Below are 23,203 nucleotides of genomic sequence, written 5' to 3'. Positions count from 1 at the left end.
GTACTTTAGGGTCCGGGCTACTTGTCCTTGAATTCGAAGTCGCTGTGGCACTCGAGGCAGAGGTACTCCGACGGGGCGTGGACCTTGTGGCACCTAAGGCACGCCATCCTTCCCAGGTGGGAGTCGTGCGGGTTGTTGTGCATCGCCTTGGTACGCTCGGCCATCTTGTCGTAGCCGCCATGGCACTCGAGGCATGCGGCCACTTCCGCGGCTGCCGTCGGCTTCTCCGTCTTGTGGCAGTCGGCGCAGCCGAGCCCTTCCGAGGCGTGCTTACCCTTGATGGTCGCCCCCTGCGCCGGCATGAGATTTCCCCACGCGCCGAGTGCCGCGACCAGCGACAGCGATACGAGAACCTTCTTCTTCACTTGAACCTCCTATTGTGTTTTTTACGGAGCTATCTCCACAAAAAGTTGCTGCCTTTATCCGCTATGCGAAGGTTCATCCGGTAAGTCCGGTACGGCTGATAAATGCCCGCGGTAAATGCCCACGGAGCGCCGAACGTGACCTCGCGCTCCCCCCTTTGCGAAGGGGGGCCGGGGGGGATTTGTTTTGTTCCTCATCTTCCCGAGGTTGAACGGCGGTCCTGGAGTTGCTTTTCTCCTGGGCGATTCCACCGTCCGGTATCAGTCATTTCTTGTGTTGCGTGTGATCGCTGTCCGACCAAGGCAAATCCCCCCTGTCCCCCCTTCGCCAAGGCTACGGGGGGCAGGCTCCCCCTTCGCAAAGGGGGGGACGCTAGGGCTCGTGCAACGCTTCGTTGACAGCGGTACATCTACGCTCCAGGAATCCTCCGATGAACCTTTGGGGGCGATTAAGCCGACAGAAGCCTGCGGATCATCATTTCCGGCGTTGCTGAACTTGAACCCGCCGGATCTGGCAGAAAACGTGCTTGTAGTGTGGGAATAGCAGCGAACGTGCCACGGATTAAGGTGCGTGTTTCCGGGGAGTTGGCAGAAAGCAACGTATACAACGAGGAAATTGCCTATCATTATGATAAGGTCTTTTATTATTGTGATAGGCGTTCGAGGAGGCGGGGATGCAATCGACGGATCTGGATTTACGCGAGCTACTTTCCTTTCGTCCCGACGGGGGGACGATGTTCTTCATGGGGCGCAGGGCGCTCCTCTTCGACGCGGTCGCGCTCGGGCTTTTGCGCAAGGAGCTGATCGACTCGCTCGGGACGGCGGCGGCGAGAAGCATCCTGACCCGTTTCGGCTACACGCACGGCATGAGGACGGCGGAGAGTCTCAAGATGGAATTTCCTGATCTCTTCGCCGACAGCTGGACCGGGCCTAAGCTGCACATGCTGCAGGGGATGGTCCGCGTCGAGGAAAACCAGCGCAGCGACGGCGCGGACGGTGAGCCGAAGGTCCAGTCCTTCTGGTACGACTCCTACGAGGTGGAGCAGCACCTGTTGCATCTCGGGCTCTCGGAGGAGCCGGTCTGCTGGACCTTGACCGGTTTCGCCAGCGGCTACGTGTCGTACTGGGCGGGGGAGAAGGTCTATTTCATCGAGGACCGCTGCTGCGGCAAGGGGGACGCGGTCTGTCACGTGGAGGGGCGTACCAGGGAACAGTGGGGCGAGGCGCTCGAGCCGCACCTTCCCTACTTCGAGTCGGAGAGCGGCGACGAGGTTTTCCAGAACCTGGCAAAGGCCCTGCGGGAAACGGAGGAGCGCCTGAAAAAGCAGCGGCGCCAGATGTCCTGCCTGAGTGCGCCGTCCGAGGAGGTCGGTTGCATCACGGCGCGCTCGAACGCCATGAGGCGCGTGGTCGAACTGACGCGGCGCATCGCAAGGGTCGACTCCTCGGTCATCGTGACCGGCGAGAGCGGCGCGGGCAAAGAGCGCATCGCGCGCCTCATCCACGAGGAGTCGGCACGCACCGGGCGCCCCTTTGTGGCGGTGAACTGCGGCGCCCTCACCGAAACGCTCCTTGAGAGCGAGCTTTTCGGGCACGTGAAAGGCGCCTTCACCGGTGCGGATCGCGACAAGATGGGGCTCATCGAGGCGGCCCACGGCGGGACGCTCTTCCTGGACGAGATCGGGGAGGTCTCCCCGGCGATGCAGGTGAAGCTCTTACGCGTGTTGCAGGAACGCGAGGTGCGGCGGGTGGGAGAAAACGTCTCGCGGCCGGTGGACATCCGGGTCGTCGCCGCCACGAACCGAAACCTCGCGGACGAAGTGAGCAAGGGGAGCTTCAGGCGCGACCTCTACTACCGCCTGCGCGTGATCGAGGTGCGCGTCCCTCCGCTTCGCGAGCGCAACGAGGACATCCTCCCGCTTGCGCGCATCTTCCTGGAGCAGGCATCGAGGCGCGCGGGGCGCAAGGTGACCGGCTTCACCCCGAAGGCGGCGGACCAGCTGTTGCGCTACACGTGGCCAGGAAACGTGCGGGAACTGCAGAACGCCGTGGAACATGCCGTGGCGCTTTGCGAGGACAGCAGGGCGGACCTGGAGGACCTTCCCGAGGAGCTGAGGTCGGCGCTGCCGCGCGCGGGAATCGTCGAATCGGTGCGCCCGCTGGAAGAGGTGGAGCGGGAATACATCCTCGCGGCGCTGAGGGCCACCGGCAACAACAAGGCGCGCACCGCATCGGAGCTCAACATCGGCGTCGCCACCTTGTACCGCAAACTCGCCGACTACGAAAAGCAGGGCTTTCTCCCCTAGCGCGCGGCGGGAAAGTTCTTGCCCCCGGGCTTCAAAGAGTGTAAGAAGTACCTCTTTTTTCGGGAGGGTTACTTTTGACCATGCACGCGACAGACACACAGGAACTCTTTGAAATCGTTGTAGAAGAAAGCGGGCTGCCGCGCAAGGGCGTGCTCGCCACGGTGGCTCTTTTGAACGAGGGGGGCACCGTCCCCTTCATCGCGCGTTACCGCAAGGAGCAGACCGGCGAACTGGACGAGGTGCAGATCCGCGAGATCGAGGACCTGCTCGCCTACCACCGCGAACTGGCCGAGCGCAAGGCGACGGTGCTGAAGAGCATCGAGGAGCAGGGAAAGCTCACCCCCGAGCTCTCCGCACGCATCGCCACCTGCCGTAAGAAGACCGAACTCGAGGACCTCTATCTTCCCTACAAGCCGAAGCGCCGCACCAAGGCGACCATCGCGCGCGAGCGCGGCCTGGAGCCGCTCGCCCAACTGATTCTCGCCCAGGAACTGACCGCCGGGTCGGCCGCCGAGGCCGCGGCACCTTTCGTCAACGTCGAGCTTGGTGTTGCCGACGAGAGTGCCGCACTGGAAGGCGCTTCGCACATCATCGCGGAGCAGCTCTCCGAGGACGCCGACCGGCGCGCCATGGTGCGCGACCTCACCCGCGAGGAAGGGATCTTCTCTTCACAGCTTCTGGGCGAGGGGGCGGACCGCGAAGGTAAGTTCAAGATGTATTACGAGTACCAGGAGCCTCTAAAAACGATCCCCTCGCACCGCATGCTGGCGATGCGGCGCGGCGAGAAGGAGGAGGTCCTGCGTCTCAACCTCCTGGCGCCCGAAGAGGAGATCGTGTCGCGCCTGAAGGGGGGGCTCGTCAAACGCGAGAGCGTCTTCAAGGGCGTGCTGGAAGGGGTGGCCCTCGATGCCTACAAGAGGCTCATCGCCCCCTCCATCGAGGTGGAGCTGAGGCTCGAGGCGAAGACGAAGGCGGACGAGGCGGCCATCGCCGTTTTCGCGCAGAACCTCAGGAACCTCCTTCTGCTTCCCCCCGCCGGAGGCAGGCGCGTCCTCGGGGTCGACCCGGGGCTTAGAACCGGCTGCAAGCTCGCCGCCATCGGCGAGACCGGGACCTTCCTCGAACATTCGACCATTTACCCGCACACCGGCGGCCCGAAGGCGGAGAGCGCGGGGGCTGAGATGCTGCGCCTCATCGAGCGTCACGACCTGCGCCTCATCGCCATCGGCAACGGCACCGGCGGGCGCGAGACCGAGGTGTTCGTGCGCGAGACGCTGCGTGCGGCCGGGGTGAAGGCCGAAACGGTGATGGTGAACGAGGCGGGCGCCTCGGTCTACTCGGCATCCGAGATCGCGCGTGAGGAGTTCCCGGAGTTGGACCTCACCGTCCGCGGCGCCATCTCCATCGGGCGCAGGCTCCAGGACCCGCTGGCGGAGCTGGTGAAGATCGACCCGAAGAGCATCGGGGTCGGGCAGTACCAGCACGACGTTAACCAGTCGCTTTTGAAGAAGGCGCTCGACGCGGTTGTTGAGTCCTGCGTCAACTACGTCGGCGTCGACCTGAACAGCGCGTCATGGGCCCTTTTATCCTACGTGGCGGGCCTCTCCGAGAGCCAGGGGCGCGCCATCGTGAAGTACCGCGACGAAAACGGCGCCTTCCCGACCAGGCAGGCGCTTCTAAAGGTGCCGCGTTTCGGACCGAAGGCGTTCGAACAGGCCGCGGGCTTTCTGCGCATCCGCGGCGGCGGCAACCCGCTCGACAACACCGCTGTGCACCCGGAAAACTACGCGGTCGTGGAGAAGATGGCGGAGGACATGGGGGTCACCGTGGCGCAGCTCGCCTCCGATGCCGGGCTTTGCGCCGGGATCAAGCTCGAGCGCTACGTGACCGAGGTCATCGGCCTCCCCACCCTGCGCGATATACTGGCCGAGCTGAAAAAGCCGGGGCGCGACCCGCGCGAGCAGTTCCAGACTGCGACCTTCCGGGAAGACGTCGTCACAATCGCCGACCTGAAGGAGGGGATGATTCTGCAGGGGGTGGTGACCAACGTGGCAGCCTTCGGCGCCTTCGTCGACATCGGGGTGCACCAGGATGGCCTCGTGCACGTAAGCCAGCTCTCGCACCGCTACTGCAAGGACCCGAACGAGGCGGTGAAGGTCGGCGAGATCGTGAAGGTGAAGGTGCTCTCCGCCGACCCGCAAACAAAGCGCATCTCGCTTTCGATCAAGCAGGCCGAGCCGGAGAAGGCGCAAAAGGGTGCGGCGCCGAAGGGGCAGCAGCCGAAGGCAAGGGAGCAGAAACCGGCGAACGATGCTTCGGCGTGGGAGCGGGCCGGGTTCAGGGTCAAGAAGTAGTGAATCAGTGGTGAGGGGGGAGCTGTGCCAACGAAAGGCAAATCCCCCCTGCCCCCCCTTCGCAAAGGGGGGAACTTAAGGCCTCGATCTATGCCGAGAAGTGGGACTATTGCTATTTGGGGAACCCCGAGGGAATAAAAAGGGGCTGCCGGATTTATTCCGACAGCCCCTTTCTCATTTTGATAAACCGCGTGCGGTGCGGATCAGCAGGCGCTTCTCAGGAGCTTGCGCCCGCTCTTGAAGACCACCTCGACCTTGCCGGACTGGCAGGCGGCGACGACGCCGGTGCCGAAGACGGGATGGGCGATCAGCGTGTTCGGCTTGAACTTGCCGTCCATGCTGTACGGTACGGCCAGATCCGGATCGAGCGGCTCGATCATCGCTTCCCAAATTGCCTCGTCCGAGACGGCCGGGGCCTTTGCCGCCCTGGTGCGCGGCGTCTTCGCCTCTTTTACAGCCTTTGCTCCCTTCACGGTGGCGGCCTTTGGTTCTTTCGCGGGACGATGGTTGTGCTCGCTGCCACAGGTGTTGCATTTCACCCGCACGACCTGAGTCCCCACCATCGCCACGATGGTGTGGTTCAAGAGCGCCTTGCAACGCGTGCACTGCGAGTCAACCATATCTCCTGCCGTTAAAGCTCTTCTTTCCATTGGGCCTCCCTGACCTTTTTATGCTCAAACAAAAAGGGCTTAACCGAGGCGGCTAAACCCTTTCCATGCGTTATCTGAGTGCGGTGTCCCTGCACCGCCATCTGCTACGTATCGTTGGTTTAAGCGTTAACTATTTACGTTGATGTGCCGTTGAAATATAAGGGATTTCGGCTTCGGATGCAAGGGAAAAAGCTGGCGCCGAAGCCGCACCTGAAGCGGCGCTGCGGGCGAAGTGGCCGTATACGAAGGCTAATTTATGATATGGCGCCGCCGGGGTCCTGCTTCCTGAAGAGCAAGCGGAAAAGAACGATCTCCAGCAGTAAGCCGAGGTAGGCGCCGGCCAGGACGTCGCTAAGGAAATGGTAGTTCGTGGCGATCAGGGCAAGACCGAGCAGTACCGAGGTGACGGTAACCCAAATGCGGCTCCCGGGATAGAAGCGCCACAAAGCGGCGAGGAGCGCGGTGATCACGAGCATGTGCCCCGAAGGGAACCCCTCGCAGTGCTCCTTCATCTGGAACCAGTGAAAACCGTAAATGCTTGGGTCGCGCAACCAGCAGCGCGTGTTGCTGCGTCCGAAGACGATTTTCAGCAGTGCCTTCGCCAGAAATGAGGATGGGGCCAGCCAAAGCACCTCCCTTGCGAAGAGGGTGAGCCGGTCGTAGACGGCATCCCGGGAGTGACGGAGGTAGATCGCGAAAGACCCCGCCATGGATACGAGCACCACGAGCGAGAGCAGATCGGGAAGGTCGGAGGTGGTCCTGGACCAGTGGGCGTTGGCGTAGAGGTAGTCCCTGACGAAGTGCGCAAGGGGTACGTCGAGGTAGAGGATGCAGAGGACGACGACCGGGGCAAGGAGCACTCCGGTCGTCATCATCCTTCTGATTGTCGAGTTGCTGGCATCGGGCATGCGGATCCTGTACGGCGGAAGTGTCAAACAAGGCTACACGTAGCGCAGGTCCGGTGCAACATGAAATACGTCATGCCGACGGCTAGTGTCTCTGCTTCAGACACTCCAGGCAGTTCCTGAAGGTGCAGATGCCACAGGCGTGATGCATGAATACCGGTATGTCCTTCGCCTTTGCCACCTGCATCGCTTCGATCTTCACACGATGCGACACCTTGTTGGTGAAGATGACCATGGCGTCGGCCTTTTTGAGTTTCGATGCTATGTTTGTTTCCGAGGTGCTGAAGAACTGCAGCGTCATTCCCGCCCGTTCCGCCTCTTCCTGGTAGTGCTTACCCAAGCGATCCATCCCTCCGATCAGAGCTATGCACATAACGCCCTCCCGCCTGATTTCCAGGCTTTGACATTCATTTTCACGATACCGATAAAAAAACGGTCGGCACTGCGTCGTAGGAATCGGCGACTCCTGCGGCGACGCTTCTTAAGCACTGCAAGGGACTGCAGCCGGCGGCGAGCTTTTCGGACATCCTGCCGCGGCACTCGCGGTGGCACTCGGCAAGGCGCAGGCTCTGCTCCGGATTGCCGAAGATCTTCCAAGGTCCCTGGCAGGTGAAGGCCAGCGGCGCCCACCCCATGAAGCCGACCACGTCCTTCAGCGGGTAGCCAAGGAAGACGCCGATCTCGTGCGGGAACCCCTCCCCCGTCACCCGTTTTTCCAGTTCATCGAGGGTGGCGTCGAGATCATCCGGGTTGCCGTAACCGGACTTGCGCAGGATGATGGAGGCGCTTTTTTGCGACAGGAGCTCGCTAAGCGCTTGCTGCGAGTAGAGCAGGAGAAGGATCGACGAGCCGCGGTCGTCGAGCACCCGCACCTTCAGGCCGCTTTCCGCGAGAAGGGCCTCGCCGTGTTCTTTCCAGAGGAGGTAAAGATTTCTGCCGCAGGAGCGGTGCTTGTTGGTGAGACAGACGAGGTTGGCCGGTTTGGCGCCCTGCAGCACCTCGGCAAGCTCGAGGGCCAGGAAGGAGGCGAGACATTCCTCTTCCGTCGGGTAGAGCCCGGCGAAATCCTGCCAGGAAGCCCGCGATCCGCGTATCGAACCCGCCGCATCGACACCTTGTACCGCTGACAGATCCTCTTTCACAGCGACAGCAACTTTCATCTCCCCTCCGCAGCTCCTCACAGAGAATTCCAATAATCTCTCAACACCTTACCGCACAGGCAAGCGGCTTTTCGGGACAACACTCTTTGCGATAATGAAAACTGTTATCAGTTTTATAAAGAAGAAGTGGTCTGATGTCAACTGCTAAATTTTGGGTGAGTTGATCTGCGGGATACTACCGAGGAAGCGATGGTCAAAAGTGATGAGGGGACGGTGACAGTCGCCCCCGCTTCTGTTGGCGTCAGAGGCCGGGGCGTATGCCGTTATGTCAGTTGCCCCAGGGCTCTGTGAGGTGCAGCGCCTTCTTCAATGCCTCGTCCGCAGCCGCGATGTTGTCCGGCTCTCCCAAAAGAGCCTCCACCCATTGATTCATGGCATGGACGCGACGCACCTCGGGCAGAGGCGACAAGAGCAACGACGCCAGTTCGTCGCTCTTCTCCTCAAAGTCGATGTCCAGGTACCAAAGGGCCAGGACGTAGGAGGCTATCCCCTGCTCCGAGCTGAACCCCTTGTTTTCTGCCAGTTCGACAGCGGCGGCGAGAAACTGGAGCCGCTGTCCACGTTCGATCCTGTGGTAATCGGCGAGGTCCCTATCGAAGACAGCATCGAGGTGTTCCAAAAAGGCAGCGCGTACCGCACTGTTGATCGGCATCGTTTTGATTTCCATAGCTCCTCCGGAAAAACCCTGGGCGACCGCCCGGTTCATGATGGTCACTTCTCGCAAAGCGGTTCGTGCTGCTCTGCCGCGTCCTGCAGCGACCGCGCCTGGGTCCCCGGCTCGGCAAAATCGCAAGCCGCTGCCTCACGTCCCGCTGCAGGTGAAACGCCCGCCTCTTTAGGATGTTTCGGCAGGTCCGGCGCAGCCTGGCCGCAAGAGGCGGGGGAACCGCCGCGGTTGATCGCTACGTCGCCGCCGACTATGGTCACCCCGGCGGAATCTATGTTGATGAAGCTTCCCGCCACCTTCAGCGATACCCGCGCGACGGACTCGATCACTATGTTCCTTGCCGCCTTTATGTGGATGTCTTCTCCCCCCTGCACGGCACAGGTCGCCCCGATCCTGATCTGCAAATCGGCGCCCAGTGAAAGTGAAAGGGTCCCACCGATCTTCTCATTGCGATCCCCCAGCACCTCAAGGTGCTGGTCGCGCGACACCTTCTCCAACCGGTCCCGATTCACGACCAGGTGACGGTCCTGCCCTACCCATTCCAGCGAGTCCTCCTCCACCCGGTTCGCCTGCTCCCGCTGCGCGTGGATGTACAACTGCTCCTCGCCCTTTTTGTCCTCGAAGCGCAATTCGTTGTGCCCTTGTGCTTCCGGAGTCGAACACGACTTGATGCAGCTCTTCGTTTTCTCGAGCGGCAGTTGGTACGGTGGCAGGTTCTGACCGTTGTGCAACTGGCCGATGATGATGGGGCGGTCGGGGTCGCCTTCCAGGAAGTCCACGACGACCTCCTGCCCCACCCGCGGCAGATAAAAGGCGCCCCAGCCGTTGCCCGCCCAAGGCTGGCTCACCCTGATCCAGCAGGAACTCTTGTCGTCTCGCTTCCCCTCGCGGTCCCAGTGGAACTGAACTTTCACCCGGCCGTATTGGTCGGTGTGTATTTCCTCGCCCGGCGGCCCCACGACTGTCGCAGTCTGGGCGCCCTGTAGTATCGGCTTTGGCGTGAGGCGGGGCGGACGGTATGGGGTACGATACGGGATGCAGGTGAAACTGTTCCGATAGCTCGAAGGCGCATCGGTCCCGTACGCTTCCACGGCATCGTGGCGGACCGACACGAGAAGCAGGTCCTTGCCATCGAGATTCGCGTTGCCGTGCCCCGCCAAGGTGAAACGGTAGCCGCTGACAAAGGCACGGCAGTCACTCTCCCCTGTGACGGCAACCGAACGTGCCTCTTCTTCCTCCATCCGTATCCTCGCCAACCGTTCCCCATCAGCCAGCTTCCCATAACCGCCCGGGACGTCGTAAACCTCGCGAACCGGGCCTGAGTGGGCGGGAGTGTCGCTTTGCACTTTGAGACCGGTACGAGGAACCATGAAGTTGTAATCGTTGAGAGAATACCTGGTAGAACGAAGCTGCCGGGATATCTCGAGAGAGGTGATGACATCTTCTTCACGGGTGCCGCTGGCATTGATCAGACAGGAGGCTTTCTGCTGGAAGGGACAAGGAAGATGCGCTTCCGGGGAGTCGGCGAGGATCATGGTGTGTCGCCCCTTTTCATGCTTGAAGAAATAGAAGATGCCTTCCTCTTCGAGCAGGCGCGACACGAAGTTGAAGTCGGTTTCTCTGTACTGCACGCAGAACTCTCTTTTCTCATAGCTCCCCCGCAATTGGAGTTGGAACCACGAAAAGCCATGATCCGCGAAGATGCGTTCCACTATCTCGGGGACGGACAGGCTTTGGAAGGCCCTTATGTTGGCGCTTTCGCTAAGGCTCCAGAACCAGGGAACCATCGTGCAGCGAAATGAAGAGAATCTCGCATCCGCCCCCTCTTCGTCGCCTGTCCGTCCCTGCGAGAAAGTTGAGATGATGCCGTCCAGGTATCGTCTGTTACCGTCGGCAAGAGCAATCGAGACAGTAACGTTGCTTCCCAGCAATGAATCGGACGAGATATCGTGCTGTTCCGACAGCAACGACAGCTCGAACCTGAAGCTGCACGAGATCCCTTCTTCCCCGCTCAGTTCGGTCAAAAGCAGGGCATCTTCGCCGAACACGGTAGTTATGGAGATCAATCTGTCCTCTTGCGTGAACGCCATTGGCTACCTCAGTCTTTTGGGTGGGAAGAGAGATTTTCGTGCTCAAGTGTCCGAAAACATGTTCCCCTACCTAGGGTGCTGCCGGCTTTAACAGTTATTCCGGGCCGATCGTAATGTACGGGTCCGCATCAAGGGGCAGTTCCGGCGCCTTAAGCCAGGTGGAACAGCCGAGTCTCGGTGCATCTGGGGATGTGCAACCAAGCCTGCACCCCGGAACTTCATCTCTCTTCAGAACGAGCCGTATCTCGATCTCATATTCAAGCCCCGCAAGGAAACGCACCAGTGAGACCAGATGTCTCAGTTTCCGTACTCCCGACAGATCGACCAGTTCCTGATATTGCATGGGTCCCAGGCAAACCCGGAAGGTCGATTGGACATCGCAGGTTTCAGAGCCGCAGACGGCATCCACACCGAGCCTGCAGTTCGCCTGGCCCAGCGTTGCCTGATCCGACTTTTCCAGGACAACGACGCGCGCCACAAACGGCTCCACATCCGCCTTCACCCTCAAAACCGCTGTGACGATGCGTGCAATCGTTCCGGCCGACGCTCCCTGCCGGCTCGCTTCACCGCAGAAGTGCAGCAGCGCCGCCTCCGATGTGGCGAGCTTTTCCCGCAGCCCGTCCGTACCGAGTCCAAGAAAGCTGAAGAGGTGGCAGGAGAAGACATCGCTGTGGTCGCTTCTTTTCTGCGGCAACAGCGCGCTGCGCTTCCAGGCGCGGTAAAAGAGGGAAACAAGGCGGTGATGGAAAATGTCGTAGAAGTCGCCCATGGCGTGATCGTTAGCCGTCTCCCGCGCGAGGACCAGTTCGTGATACCAATGCGGCAGCATCCCTGACGGACCGATGAGGCCCATGTGGGCTACCTCGACCTGCACGACGCCGTCGTCACCGTAGCTCATACCGGTGACATCGCTTGCGGGGAAGGCGAAGCCTTTCCGTGCCTTGAAGCGGATCAGCTCCGTGCCGGGTGAAATCGCCTCACCGACACCCGCGGAGCCCGGATGCATCCGCTCCAGCATTTGGACGACCTGGAAAAATGGAAACGCGGCGCTCTTCAGCGCGTCCCCTTTCACAGCAACACCCTGTCGCCGCTTCGGGGAGGCCATACCTTGATGACGGTGTCGTTGCTTGCGCTCCTGGCGACCATCTGCACGAAGGAATTCACCGACACGTACTGGCCGAAAAACCGCTCCAAAATCGAGGCAAAGAGGTAAACGCCGCTGCCGACGTACTTCTCCTGGTCGAAAACCACGGCCACCTCCGTCCCCCGGCAGAAGCCACCTCCCACCCTCCTGGTTATGGGGCGCGAGCTTACCGAGACGATGCCGCCGATCTGCTGCCGGGTGGCGGGCGACGCCGCAAAATCGTACAGCGACAGTAGTTCCCTCAGTGCTCCCGCCCCGCCATCGACGAGAGAAAGGTAGTTAAGCGAGAGATGGGAGATGAGACGCCGCTGCCGGGCGCCGTCCAGCATGGGGCGCAAGGACATGGTCGGCTTTATGAGACAGGTGACCGCCGTTAAGGGGGCGGCGGACTCGGTTTCGAATGCACAGGCGGGAGCACCGATGGATAGCTTGGCAGGAAGGTCCCGGTTGGAGCAGGTGGCGCGGACCAGTACCGTTTCGTCGGTCGGCGCCACCCCGTCTTCGGTAATGTTGCGAAAGGAAAGGAAGACCTCGGTGCCGCCGTCGTGCGGGCGCAATGCGGGGCGTCGCTGCAACTGCCACAGGCCGGCCCCTTCACCATCTTCTCCGTTGTAGTCCGGAAAGACCGGGCGGTAGCGCTTCACCTCACCGGGCGAGGAGGCCGCGGTGGATGTAACCTCATCCACGGTGAGCACCTCCATCGCCCCCTCCCGTCTCAGGTCCGGAACCACGCGGTAATCACTCTTGCTGTGATCGAACCTGATCGGCTCGGCTATCCTTTGAAACGCGTTCACGACAGGGGTCGCGTAGAGGCAGAAGGTTTCGGGTCCGACGGCGAGAGGTTCCGGCGCAGCGGTATCGAGGTAGCAAAGCAGATCCAGATCGCGGCCGAACGCGCCGTTTCTCAGTGCGGCCATGCCGGCAACTTCGAAGAACAGGAACTTCTGCGGAAAAGCGAAGTACTCAAGGAGCAGCCGATAGCCCGGAAAGGAGCGCTCCGGGTACGGGAAAAGCCCTTCGTCCGCGGCAAAGCCGATCGGACGCAGGCAGCCGGGCGAGAGTTGCAGCGATGCCGCGGACCGGGTATCCGCAGACGCATATTCCACCGCGCAGACGTGGTTCATGAGCAACTGGTACAGCGGGAAGACGACCTGTGGCGGACCGTTCAGATGAAAGCGCAGGGTGTCTCCCTGGAAGCTGGAAAAGTCGAGGCCGTTGTGAAAGGACAACCTTATCCTCACCATCTGCTGCGCGCCCTTGATCAATTTTCCCGGCGCCTCCAGGCGCGCGTCGGTCACCTCGATGGGCCAGAGGGTGACGGGATAGGCAGTCCTGAACCGGCAGGATGTGCCGTCAATCGGCCTGGAGAAGAGCTCCGTTCCCCTCGCGAGGTGGTAACCCGCCACGGGGACGTTACTGAAGAGCGGAGCAAAGCGCACCACGGAGAGCGAAGGGATCGGGGCGGTCAGTTGCGGATAGAGAACCTCCAAAAGCGACTGGGTGATCTCCGGCAGGCCGTCGTCGATCTTGCGCTGAATGCGGGCGCACAAAAAGGCGCATGCCTCGACGAGGCGCTCGGTGTGTGGGTCCTCGCACTTGCCCGGCTCGAGCAGGAGCCGCCCCGCGATCTTTGGATATTTCCCGGCGAAGTCGCTCCCCATGTCGCGCAGGAAGCTCAACTCTCTTTCGAAGTAGTCGAGGATGTCATCGGGCATGGCAGGTCACGAGAGGATGGTGTAGGAGCCGCTGTTGATGTCGAAGCGGGTATCGAAGGCCGTGGGGAGCGTCACCGGTTCGATGTGCAGCACGGCCTCGATTCGGAAACTCAAGGTGCGCTCTTCCCGGGTCGGAGCGAAGCGGACCGTCACGTCCTTAAGTCGCGGCTCGAAGGAAGAAAGAAGCCTTATGATCTCCAGGCGTATCGCCTGTCGCACCGTCTGCGAGCGCGGGTTTTCCAGACTGAAATCGCGGCTGCCGTAGGCGATGATCGAGCTCATGGTATGCGGGGCGAGCCCGCGGTTCGAGGTGAGGCCCGCGCATGACCTTGTGTTGAAGAGGTTCTCCAAGTCGCGCAGCAACGACGAGACCTGCGCGTTGATGTCGGCTCTTGAAAACTGGACAGGCTCATCAGGGCTCTCCGAATGCTGGTCCATGAGCCTGTCCAGTAACGACCTTGCCGGTTCCGGCTGGTATCGCATGAATCCCTCCCCGCTCAGGATGCCTCTCCGCTACACCTTCTTGTTCGTTTCGAGGTTCCACCCCGCCGCCACCTGTCCGCCGCCGGAGCCGTCGGCTCGCATCTGCTGGGTGTAAGCGATCTCGATCTTGCCGAAGTTGAAGGCGATCTCCTCGACCGGGATCGCCTCGCCCGCGTGGGCGCTGCCGCCGGGCCGGTCCAGGCTGATGATGACGTTGGAGAGCTTGTACTCCATGTATTTCAGCTTGTCCCCACCGGCGCGGCAGATCTCCAGGGTGACGTTTGGGATGTGTTTGCCGGTGGCGCAGGCCTCGAAGAGCTTGGGGCTCGACTTGTCCAGCACCTTCACGACGCTGAAGTCGGAAAAGCTCGCCCGCTCGGCCGACGCACCTCCGGCACTGCTCGCGGTACCTGAGGTTGGCTGGGTGACGGAAAAATTGTAGGAGAGCACCTCGATCCAGTCCCTGTGCTTGTCGTCGCTGCTCTCTCCGGGAATCCCTTCTATCTTCAGGAAGGCATCAAAGGCCATGGTGCGTCCTCCTTTCCGATTTCATCCTTCAGCCTTTTTGTGGCGAAGGTAGGTTGGCGACGAGCCTGAGCGATATGGTGAGCTCGTCGAGCTGGTAGTGGGGCTTCAGGAAGGCGACGGCGCGGTAGCATCCCGGCCGCCCCGGCTGGTCATACACCTCGACGCGGGCCTCACGGAGCGGAAAGCGCGACTTCATCTCCTGCCCGGCATCGTCGTCTAAAAGCACATACCGGGAGATCCAGCGGTTCAGGTAATCCTCGACGTTCTTCCTGGTCTCGAAGCTCCCGACCTTGTCGCGCATCATCGCCTTCAGGTAGTGAGCAAAGCGCGACACCGCGAGGATGTATGGTAATTGCCCGGAAAGTCTCGCGTTCGCATTGGCGAGGTCGGTGTCGTAGAGCTTCGGTTTGTGCGCGCTCTGTACGCTGAAGAAGGCGGCCGTGTCGGTTCCCTTGCAGTGCACCAGCGGGACGAAGCCCAGATCGGCAAGCTCCTTTTCGCGCCGGTCCGTGATGGCGGTCTCGGTCGGGCACTTGGCGGCCAGTTCACCCTCGCCGGTGTCGAAGGTATGGATGGGAAGGTCGGCAACCGCCCCGCCCCCCTCGACGCCGCGTATGGCTGCGGTCCAGCCGTAACGGGAAAAGGCGTCGGTGACGCGCCCGGCGAGGCAGTAAGCGGGGTTGCCCCAGAGATAACTGCCGTGATCGGATGCCTTCTCCTCGAACTGGAACGATTCCGCCGCGTCGCTTTCCGGGGTGTAGGGAAGCCGCATCAGCACGTGCGGCAGGCAAAGCGCAACGTACTTCGCGTCCTCCGACATCCGGAAGGAGCGCCACCTGGTGTACTCGGCTCCCTGGAAGATCTTCGCCAGGTCGCGCGGGGCGTCCATTTCGGTGTAGCTATCGAGCCCGAACATGGTGGAAGAGGCGGAGGTGAGAAGCGGTGCGTGTGCCGCTGCCGCCACCTCGGACATGCGCGTCAGAAGGGTCAGGTCCTGCGGCGAGTTGCCGAACTCGTAGTCACCCACGAGGCAGCCGTAGGACGCACCGCCGAAGCTGCCGAATTCCTCCTCGTACACCTTTTTGAAAAGTGCTGACTGGTCGAACTCCGCCGCTTTCTCCATGTCACCGGCCAACTCGCGCTTGGAAGCGTTCAGGACGCGAACCTTGAGGTTGCTCCCCGTCTCGGCCCTGCTCACGAGGGACCAGAGCCCGCGCCACGAAGCCTCCAGTTTCCGGAATTCCTGATGGTGCATTATCTCGTTCACCTGGTCGCTGATCAGCCGGTCGATCTGGGCGATCCTCGCGTGGATCATCCGGGAGGTGTCACCGGTGACCGTGATCTCTCCATCGACGACCTGCCGCACCAGCTCGGTAAGCATCTCGTGCGCGTATTCCTTCTGCTCCTCGCAGCGCGCTAGACGCCCCTCGCTCACGATAAGATCGAAGAGCGTTCCGCCAGGCCTCGGTACGGCGCACTGCACCATTTCTCTATCCTGTTCTTCCATACCATCCTCCTTTGTCAGGCGCCCTCCACGTTCCCGGTTTCGCCCTCCGCCGGGCGGTGACTGATCGCCTTCAAGGCATCGCCGCTCTCCAGCAACTCCCGCAGCAGTTCCTCCAGCCGGTCGTTGCCGTCCAAACGGTGCAAGAGGTCGGCGAGCCTGCGCCTTGCTTCCACCAGCTTCCGCAGGGGCTCAACCTGCTGCGCCACGCGTTCTGGGCGGAAGTCTTCCAGCGCCCCGAAGCGAAGCTGCACGCCGAACTCCGAAGCGTCGCCGCAGAGCGTGTTGGCGACCCGGAAGGCAAGCCGCGGTTTCATCCCTTCCATCACCTGGTTGAAATTGTCCCTGTCGATTTCCACGAATCTCCTCTCCTTCAGCCTCGGCAACGGCGCGGACGGCGCTCCCGAGAGATCGGCGAGGACTCCGACGACGAACGGGATTTCCTTCACCTCGACCCCGTCCCCCACCTCTACGTCATAGGTGATGCGGACCCGCGGTGCCCTCACCCGCTCCAGCTTGTGCTGCAGACTTTCCGAAGTGACCATGGTTCCTCCCTTTTCCGTTGCGATCAGATGCGGTACGGCATTGCCTTCGTCACGTCGAACGAGCAGATGCGTCGCAAAAGCAGTTGCGCGAGGTCCAGGTCGCTCTCGCGCGGCCCTCCGGCCAAGAGACAGCGGTAGTAGGTTTCCAGCACCTCGGCGATCCAAAGCGGCGACTCCCAGCGCTCCAGGTGCAACTCCTCGATGATGCCGTGCAGTTCCTCGACGATCGGCCGCGCAATGTCCGGGCGACCGGCTTCAAGGCAGAGCCGCCCTATCATGAGCCGCACGCGGTTTCTGTCACGCACCGAGCAGGCAGTGTTACCCGCGTAAAGAAGCATGGAGAGCGCCTCCTGAAACCGGCCCGCCAACAGCATGGCAAGCGCCTCGTCCCAGAGCGCATCGGCGGCGGGCGCGGCAGTTACCATCTCGGATACGGCAGCCACCGGCGCGTCCGCTGCGCTTCCGGCCGCATCCTGTCCCCGGCGCACTACTGAATCAAGCAGAGGGGGGACCGGCTCCGCATGAGCGGCGGGAGCCCCGCCGTACACGCGGTCAAGGAGCGCGCTGCAGGCGTCGATCACCCCGATCAGATCGGAGAGGCTGGGCGCCGCGCCGCCGAACTTCTCCTCGAGAAGGAGCACGAGTCGCTCCAGGCTTTCGCGGCACCCGGAGAGCTGTGCGCGGGTCTCCCTGGCAAAGCGTCCTTTGGACTGCTCGGCGGCGGCGTCGAAGGCCTCGGCGCTAACGGCATCCTCGGCAAGAAGCGCCTCACGCCTGCTCTTTTTCTCCTCGTCGGTCTCGCCGTAGCGGTTCTTCGTCTCCGCCTCGCTGCCGACCTGGCGGGACTGCTGCCACTTGAGCCAGGAGTACCCGTGCGTCACCTCGGGATCGGTGAGAGGGATCTGCCTTACGTGCAGGGTTACCTTTTCGTTCAGGAACTGGAAGGGCGCGGCACGGTACTCCAGGTCGCCGTCTTCCGCCTGGGGGTAGATCCCTTCCCAGTACCGCTCCACGAGACCGGCAACCAGCCGCACCCCCTGCTCGAGGCCGCGGAAGCCGTGCAGCACGGTGAGGGCCTCGGCAAGCCATACGGCGATCTGCAGGTCTTTGCTCCGCGTGCTTAAGGCCGATACGGTGAGGGCGACCGCCCTCTCCCAGTTCGCCGTCTTTACGGAATGCCGCCAGTCCCCCATGGCGATGGCATCTTCGCAGCGCCTCGCCTCCATGATCTCCTCGTAGCAGGTCGTGTAGCGCAGATCCGTTCCTGCCGGGTCTGTCCCGGGTATGGGCAAAAGCAGCTCGTCGATGACTATTCCTTGCGTCATGGCGCCTCCTCTAATCCCAGCATTCCGCGATCCTTGCCGGAACCCTGGCCGGCAACGAGTCCACCCTCGGCGGAGCGATGCCGTCGGCCCCGAACAAACGGTAGTTCACCCGGATGAACCGTATCCCCATCCGTTCCAGCGCCGCTTTCTCGTGCGGGAAATCACCCGGACGGAACGTGTGCCTCCCCCCGGGGAAATCCCGAAGAAATGCGGCGAACCCGTCGCTTCCCGGATACCTCCTGGTGAGAACAGTGTCTCCCACCTCGATCTGGAAAACGACATCGCCGCAGGCTTCCGGTGTCCAGATGAACGGCTTGCTCACCGGATAATTCATATTGGAGATGACCTGGGAGCCGGTGGCGCAGTTAAGCTCCAGCCGGGTCCCCTGCGGTTTTACGCGCGCCTCGGCGTTCGCGTCGGTGGGGAGCCCTTTGATGGTGACCTGGTAGACCGCTTTCGGCGGGGGGGCGACGGAGGCGAGCCTCACCTTCCCTCCTCTCGCCAGGAAGGAATAGAACTCGGGCCGGAACGGGATCGACCCGCCGAGGGCCGACTTGGGGTAGTAGCCGCGCGCCGGACTCCAGCCGATGAAAGGGTTCGCGTAATCGCCGACATACTTCCACACCGGCCCGTTCTTTCCGAGCAGGTACTGCAGGGTCTCTGCGCCCGCGCTCCCCTGCACTTCCTTCAACACCGTCTGCTCCCATTGCGACTGCAGCACGCAGGCGGTCTCCATCCTTATATAGGTGCCGTAGAAGGTGATCGGGCCGAAAAGAAGCCGGTAGAAGGTGTCGTCGTCGCCTCCCTGCATCAGCAGCCGGTTCAACTTCTGCGCCGCATCGGCGGCCTGAAACAAAGGTGATCTTCCCGCTTCCGAAGCGTCGGTGAAGGCCTGCAGCGCCATCTTGTGGGCAAGCGCGCGCGATTTGGCCACCGGTGCGACCTGCGCCACCGCGTTCAGGTACTCCTTCGCGAGATTCACCCCTTCGTTGTTGCCGGAGAAGCCACCCGTCTTGTCTCCGGAGCGCCCCATGACACCGGCCACCCGGCTCACCTGCCCGGTGAAGGAAGCGACCCCGGCCGGGCCGGCCGAACGAAGCGCCTGGAATCGGTACAACTCAGAGACCCACGGCGGCAACGCTTCGGTGCCGAGCGGTTCTATTTCGCTAAGCGCCCTGCGCATGAAGCTGAAATACGGTCCCTGCTCCCCCGCCATCACCGCCGCGGCACTCTGCCACTCCCCCGGGGCGAGCAGGCGCTGTTCTCCCAGCGGAAGTGAGACGGCGAAGTCCTGCCAGGCCTGGAAGGAAGCCAGGCGGTGACGGCGCAGGAAATCGGTGCGCATCGCGTCGAGCGCCCCGGCATCCGGATACGCGGTGCAGATCTCGTCCAGGAGGAGGCGAAGCGTTTCCCTGCCGCGACGGGTGAAGACGGGCATGATCCCGGGCTCCCCTGCCGCGGTCCGCGACCCGCGCCAGAACTCCTTGAGCGAAAGCGCCGCACCCGCCTCCTCCCGGTTCACGTAGTCCAAGAGCCAGGAGAAGTCGTTGTTCCTCGCCCCAGTCGCCTGCTTCAACAGCTGCTGCAGCCACTGCCGTTCATTGGTGATGCCGGCCTGGTCGGTGCGCCATGCTACGTAGGCGAGGTAGAGCTTCTCGGTGTCCGGCGGCGCAAAGCCCTGCGGCCATGCCAGGGGCGGACGCCGCGACGTGACATCCGCGGTTTCCGCCTCCTCGCTCTCGAGACGCTCCTTCAAGAGGTTGCAACGCCGGCACAGGTGAATGATGCAGGTCCCGGCGACCTCCTCCGGGGTGATTGGGGAGAGGCTCGCGACCGCGGCGACCAGCCCCGCATCGGCGCCGTTCATAATGCGTTCGCGGAAGCTGCGGCAATAAATGCTTTTGAGGGTTCGTTCCGCGTCGAGGCTGCGGGTGAGACCGAAGCGGGGTACCCACCACCCGCGGTTCTCCCGCTCCACTTCGATGATGGCGCGGCGCATTCTATCCAAGGCGGCGCCGTCGGCAGCGGGCTCGCCCCGCAATTGCGGCGCGGTGACGGCAAGGGGCGCGGCGTGGCGCAGCACGGTCAGGTTTTTCATGAAGGAGCCGGTCAGCAGCAGGCAGAGGGAAACGCCGAAAAACAGGCAGCAGGCAAGAACGAGGCGGTCCGAGGCGTGGTGCCACTGCACGCTCCGAGCACTTGGCGCCCAAAGGCCGCGATCCCGCGGCAGCACCTTTTCGAAAAAGTCGTGCAGGAAGAACCCTCGCCGCCCCCCGGGTTCGCCCGTCCGCGCGTCGCTTGCGGCAGCCGGCAAGGGACCGTCCGCGCCATGCCGCGAGCTGCACAGGTAGATGCCCCGCAAGCGGGGCGTCTCCTGGTAATGGTTGCTCGCAAAGGCAGCGCGCATGAAGATGTCCAGCCCGGAACGAAGAGTGCGCAGCCGGTCCGGGAACAGGAGCCGCCGTCCGGTCCAGCCTGACGCGCTGCCGCCCTGCAAAAGCAGCAGGCGCAACGCACGCAGGCGCTCATCCAGCGTCGCCATGAGCCGGTCCGCGAAAGCCGAAGGTTCTTCTCCCGCATCGAGTTTCGCAAGCCCCATCGGCTGGAGCAGGCTTGCTTCGGGGAGCTCTCCGCAGAACTCGCTCATGCCGTCGATCAAGTCGCACCTGGTGATGAGGAGGTAGACGGGGAAGGTGATGCCGAGCAGGCGGATCATCTCGTCCAGGCGGCAACGCAGCTCGCGCCCCTGGTCCTCCAGGTCGTCGCCGGCTCCCGCCGCAAGCTTGTCAGCCGCCAAGGTGATGATGACGCCGTTCACCGCCTCGGCACGACGGTACTTTTTCAAGAGGGCGAGAAACGCCAGCCACTCCTCGCGGTCCGCCGTATCGAGCGGCACCGCATAGCGCCCCGCCGTATCGACGACGATACCCTGGTCGTAGAAGTGCCATGTGCAGTTCGCCGTCGCGGCGTCTTCCCCTTGGGCTTTTTCAAAAGGTGAGAAGAGATGCGCGGCACGCACGGCGCTCGTCTTTCCGCAACCGCTCTCGCCGAGGACAAGATACCAGGGGAGAACGTGCAGCGGGTCCCCCTCCTGCTTGAGGTTCGAGCTTTTGAGCACGCCGATGGCGCTACGCCAGTTCTGCTGCAGATCCCAAAGGCGGTCCCTCCCCGCCTGGGTCAGTTCGCCCGGCAGGGTGTGCGGCGGCTCCTTTGGCGCCTCTTCCGATTTCTTTTGCAGCCCCCTCCTTACCAGTTCGAGCACCCCCCACAGGAAAAGGGCGATGAACGGCATGAGGATGCCGATGCGCCAGGGCCAGGTGAGCACCGGGAACATCACGAGGACGATCACCGTCATCGGCAGCAGAGCCGCTATGAAAAGCACGTACTTGCAGCAGTTGAGCATGGTGTACACCTTCACGATGCACCTCCCAGGCTAGGGGTCCGGAAGGACAAGCCCGCTTAGCACGTAGCGATAGACGAGGTACAAAACTGCAAACAGGAAGAACGGGGATGTGATCAGCATCGCGGGGAGCGGTCGCAGCGGAAACCAGGTCCCCTTTGCCGCGGAGCGAGGCCCGCAGTCCGGCACGAGTGCGCCGGGGAATAACTCCATCCCATCGGTAGCGGGAACTCCTTGAGGGGCTTCGAAGAGGAGCTTCAGTTGCGCGCTTCTGACCTGCTCCAGTTGAAGTTCTCCCTCCGGGCCGAGGTAGCGCCCCTTGAAACCGAGGGCGAGGCAAAGGCAGAAGGCCTCGCGCGCCTGCTGTTTCTGCCCCAGCGCCTGCAACCGCGCGAAGGCCTCCACCCCCGCGTCGGTGGTCTGGTAGAAGTGACGCTGCAACTGCTCATGCTGCCAACGGTGCGTGTCGCGCCACTGCGAACCGAGCAGGGTCTCGTCCACCCAGGCGCACACGATGAAGCGGGCGGCGTCGTACTGTTCCGGGTCGAAGGCGCCCCCCTTGCTCATCGTCTCCGATTGTGCCAGGAGCTGCCGGATCTCACCTTTTACCTGTTCATACGGGGGACACTCCGGCAAGGCGTCGCGAAAATCGACGATCCAGGCGATAACAGGCATGAAGCAGTCGATCACTCTCATGGTCTGCTCACTATCATGATTTCGGCCGCGAGGTCCGCAGGGGCCTGGTCCCAAAAGAGCGCGAGGTTGTTCCACTTCTGCACCTGCTCCCATTGCTCGCTGCGGCTGTCGATGGCGAAGTAGATGGAACGGGCGCGCCGCGGCAGTTCCTGGGGAGGAGTCGGGAGGTGGTGCAGCGGGATGCCGGGCAGCGCCTGGGAGATCAGAAGCGGAAGCCGTTCGCGGGCACTCAACTTCGCGACGCCGGCCAGGGAAACGAGCACGGACTCGGCATCTTCATCCGTGGAAAGAACCAGGAAGAAGCGGCCACGCCCCTGGAAGTGGGAGGGCGCGAGCTCGGAGCTGAGATAGCTGCCGTCATATGTCATGGAGAGGGAATAATCGGGGCCTGCGGTGATCTGCTGCAGGAGCGTGAGGATGAGGTCGTGAGCCTGAGAGAAGCATCGTGCCAGGTCGAGATGGCGGTATTCCGGCAGAAGGCGCTCTTCCCCATATGAGACGGTTGCGGAAAACGAGGAAAGTTCGGCGGCCAGCTGCGTCAGCGCCCCGTAGAAGAGCCAAGGGTGAACCTCCCCCGCCAACAGGTGATCGAGCTGTGCCAGGTGGCGGTTCATCGTTCTCAGGGCTAGGAGATAGACGAGATCTTTGGAGCCGAACTCGGCGTCCTGCACGCCCCGCTGCTTCTTGCACGCCTCGAGACCGCGGCAACGCGTGGAGACGAGATCCCGTATTTCACGCACCAGCGCGAAGAGGGTCGGCGACGAGACGATGCTGACCGAAGGTGGGATGAAATCACGGGAGAGTTCGACCGCTTCGTTGCGCAGTTCGAGCCTTGCAAAGGGGATGAGCAGGTAGTCGCCCAGGAGGTCGAGCTCGTCTTCCCAGAAGATCCGCGCAAGGTGGCTCAACAGGCGGACCTCCGCTGCGGGACCTGCACCGTGGAGATCCTGGCGGATAGTCCCCTCCTCGCCCGTCACGAAACGACTCGCCACCCGTCCAAGCTGCTCCCCTTGCGCGACAACCGTTACGTTCTCGCCCTGCTCCTGCCACTTCCTCAGCCCGAGATAGGCGGTCAGCGCACCGCCTGTTGCCTCCATGGTTCCCGGAAGAAGCCGTGGTTCGATCACGACGTTGCCCGGAAACTTGAGGAAGGTTCCGTCGGGGAAGAGGAATTCTCCGGCTGTGACGGAAAGCGAACGGATGCCTGACGCGGTTAGCTCGACGTCGGCCCGGCAGACACCCCAGAGATGCGGCGTGGTCCATTGACGGTAAGGAGTGAAGCGGAGGTCCGCGCTCCGTTCGGCGAGCTGGAAATGCTGCGGCTGCAGGAACATCCCCTGGTGCCAGAAGACAGGTCCGTGTGGCATGG

Annotated in this window: 19 protein-coding genes; 2 read left to right on the top strand and 17 right to left on the bottom strand. The window is 62.4% G+C overall.

What is annotated here, in order from left to right; translation table 11 throughout:
• Nucleotides 1-17: 17 nt before the first annotated feature.
• Nucleotides 18-365 carry a cytochrome c3 family protein gene (locus D6Z24_RS12810; RefSeq protein WP_129126981.1) on the bottom strand — a complete coding sequence of 116 codons (348 nt, stop codon included), beginning with the start codon at nt 363-365 and terminating at the stop codon, nt 18-20.
• Between the two features lie 671 nt (nt 366-1,036).
• Between D6Z24_RS12810 and D6Z24_RS12805 the strand changes: the two genes are divergently transcribed.
• Together D6Z24_RS12805 and D6Z24_RS12800 are read left to right on the top strand one after the other, a co-directional pair.
• Nucleotides 1,037-2,668 carry a sigma-54-dependent Fis family transcriptional regulator gene (locus D6Z24_RS12805; RefSeq protein WP_129126980.1) on the top strand — a complete coding sequence of 544 codons (1,632 nt, stop codon included), beginning with the start codon at nt 1,037-1,039 and terminating at the stop codon, nt 2,666-2,668.
• An 80-nt stretch (nt 2,669-2,748) separates the two neighbouring features.
• Nucleotides 2,749-5,022: a Tex family protein gene (locus D6Z24_RS12800; protein WP_129126979.1), complete on the top strand. Its 2,274-nt coding sequence runs from the start codon at nt 2,749-2,751 to the stop codon at nt 5,020-5,022.
• Nucleotides 5,023-5,225: 203 nt separating this feature from the next.
• On the opposite strand, the gene D6Z24_RS12795 is transcribed toward D6Z24_RS12800, so the two are convergent.
• The 16 genes from D6Z24_RS12795 to tssK form a co-directional block, all read right to left on the bottom strand.
• Nucleotides 5,226-5,672, bottom strand: a complete 447-nt coding sequence (locus D6Z24_RS12795; RefSeq protein ID WP_129126978.1) for a hypothetical protein — start codon at nt 5,670-5,672, stop codon at nt 5,226-5,228.
• Between the two features lie 254 nt (nt 5,673-5,926).
• Entirely contained in the window at nt 5,927-6,580 is a 654-nt protein-coding gene (locus D6Z24_RS12790) for a phosphatase PAP2 family protein (RefSeq protein WP_129126977.1), read from the bottom strand.
• Between the two features lie 82 nt (nt 6,581-6,662).
• Complete coding sequence (locus tag D6Z24_RS12785) at nt 6,663-6,950, bottom strand: DUF2325 domain-containing protein (RefSeq protein WP_129126976.1); 288 nt, start codon at nt 6,948-6,950, stop codon at nt 6,663-6,665.
• 40 nt (nt 6,951-6,990) lie between these two features.
• On the bottom strand, nt 6,991-7,737 hold the full coding sequence (locus D6Z24_RS12780; RefSeq protein ID WP_129126975.1) for a DUF3793 family protein: 747 nt from the start codon (nt 7,735-7,737) through the stop codon (nt 6,991-6,993).
• Nucleotides 7,738-8,005: 268 nt separating this feature from the next.
• A complete protein-coding gene (locus tag D6Z24_RS12775) occupies nt 8,006-8,404 on the bottom strand; it encodes a hypothetical protein (protein ID WP_129126974.1) in 399 nt (132 codons plus the stop codon).
• 44 nt (nt 8,405-8,448) lie between these two features.
• Nucleotides 8,449-10,470: a type VI secretion system Vgr family protein gene (locus tag D6Z24_RS12770; RefSeq protein ID WP_246014660.1), complete on the bottom strand. Its 2,022-nt coding sequence runs from the start codon at nt 10,468-10,470 to the stop codon at nt 8,449-8,451.
• Nucleotides 10,471-10,588: 118 nt separating this feature from the next.
• The gene (tssG, locus tag D6Z24_RS12765) at nt 10,589-11,566 is read right to left on the bottom strand and encodes a type VI secretion system baseplate subunit TssG (protein WP_162605130.1); all 978 of its coding nucleotides are present in this window, start codon (nt 11,564-11,566) and stop codon (nt 10,589-10,591) included.
• Nucleotides 11,563-13,353 (bottom strand): type VI secretion system baseplate subunit TssF, encoded by a 1,791-nt coding sequence (gene tssF, locus D6Z24_RS12760; protein WP_129126971.1) that lies wholly within the window; start codon nt 13,351-13,353, stop codon nt 11,563-11,565. Before tssF ends, tssG begins: the two co-directional genes overlap by 4 nt.
• 6 nt (nt 13,354-13,359) lie before the next feature.
• Complete coding sequence (gene tssE, locus D6Z24_RS12755) at nt 13,360-13,836, bottom strand: type VI secretion system baseplate subunit TssE (protein WP_129126970.1); 477 nt, start codon at nt 13,834-13,836, stop codon at nt 13,360-13,362.
• Nucleotides 13,837-13,866: 30 nt separating this feature from the next.
• Nucleotides 13,867-14,364: an Hcp family type VI secretion system effector gene (locus tag D6Z24_RS12750; RefSeq protein ID WP_129126969.1), complete on the bottom strand. Its 498-nt coding sequence runs from the start codon at nt 14,362-14,364 to the stop codon at nt 13,867-13,869.
• Between the two features lie 28 nt (nt 14,365-14,392).
• A complete protein-coding gene (gene tssC, locus D6Z24_RS12745) occupies nt 14,393-15,871 on the bottom strand; it encodes a type VI secretion system contractile sheath large subunit (RefSeq protein ID WP_129126968.1) in 1,479 nt (492 codons plus the stop codon).
• A 14-nt stretch (nt 15,872-15,885) separates the two neighbouring features.
• Nucleotides 15,886-16,413 (bottom strand): type VI secretion system contractile sheath small subunit, encoded by a 528-nt coding sequence (gene tssB, locus D6Z24_RS12740; protein ID WP_129126967.1) that lies wholly within the window; start codon nt 16,411-16,413, stop codon nt 15,886-15,888.
• 23 nt (nt 16,414-16,436) lie between these two features.
• Nucleotides 16,437-17,738 (bottom strand): type VI secretion system protein TssA, encoded by a 1,302-nt coding sequence (gene tssA / locus D6Z24_RS12735; RefSeq protein WP_129126966.1) that lies wholly within the window; start codon nt 17,736-17,738, stop codon nt 16,437-16,439.
• Nucleotides 17,739-17,748: 10 nt separating this feature from the next.
• Nucleotides 17,749-21,156, bottom strand: coding sequence for a type VI secretion protein IcmF/TssM N-terminal domain-containing protein (locus D6Z24_RS12730; protein ID WP_198419551.1), 3,408 nt, complete (start codon nt 21,154-21,156; stop codon nt 17,749-17,751).
• Nucleotides 21,157-21,171: 15 nt separating this feature from the next.
• On the bottom strand, nt 21,172-21,834 hold the full coding sequence (locus D6Z24_RS12725) for a DotU family type IV/VI secretion system protein (RefSeq protein WP_129126965.1): 663 nt from the start codon (nt 21,832-21,834) through the stop codon (nt 21,172-21,174).
• A complete protein-coding gene (tssK, locus tag D6Z24_RS12720) occupies nt 21,831-23,201 on the bottom strand; it encodes a type VI secretion system baseplate subunit TssK (RefSeq protein WP_246014659.1) in 1,371 nt (456 codons plus the stop codon). Before tssK ends, D6Z24_RS12725 begins: the two co-directional genes overlap by 4 nt.
• Nucleotides 23,202-23,203: the final 2 nt, after the last annotated feature.

This window comes from Geomonas oryzae, from assembly GCF_004117875.1.
Lineage (GTDB): Bacteria > Desulfobacterota > Desulfuromonadia > Geobacterales > Geobacteraceae > Geomonas > Geomonas oryzae.
The sequence above is the reverse complement of the archived record's forward strand: the minus strand, read 5'-3'. Positions and strand labels throughout refer to the sequence as shown.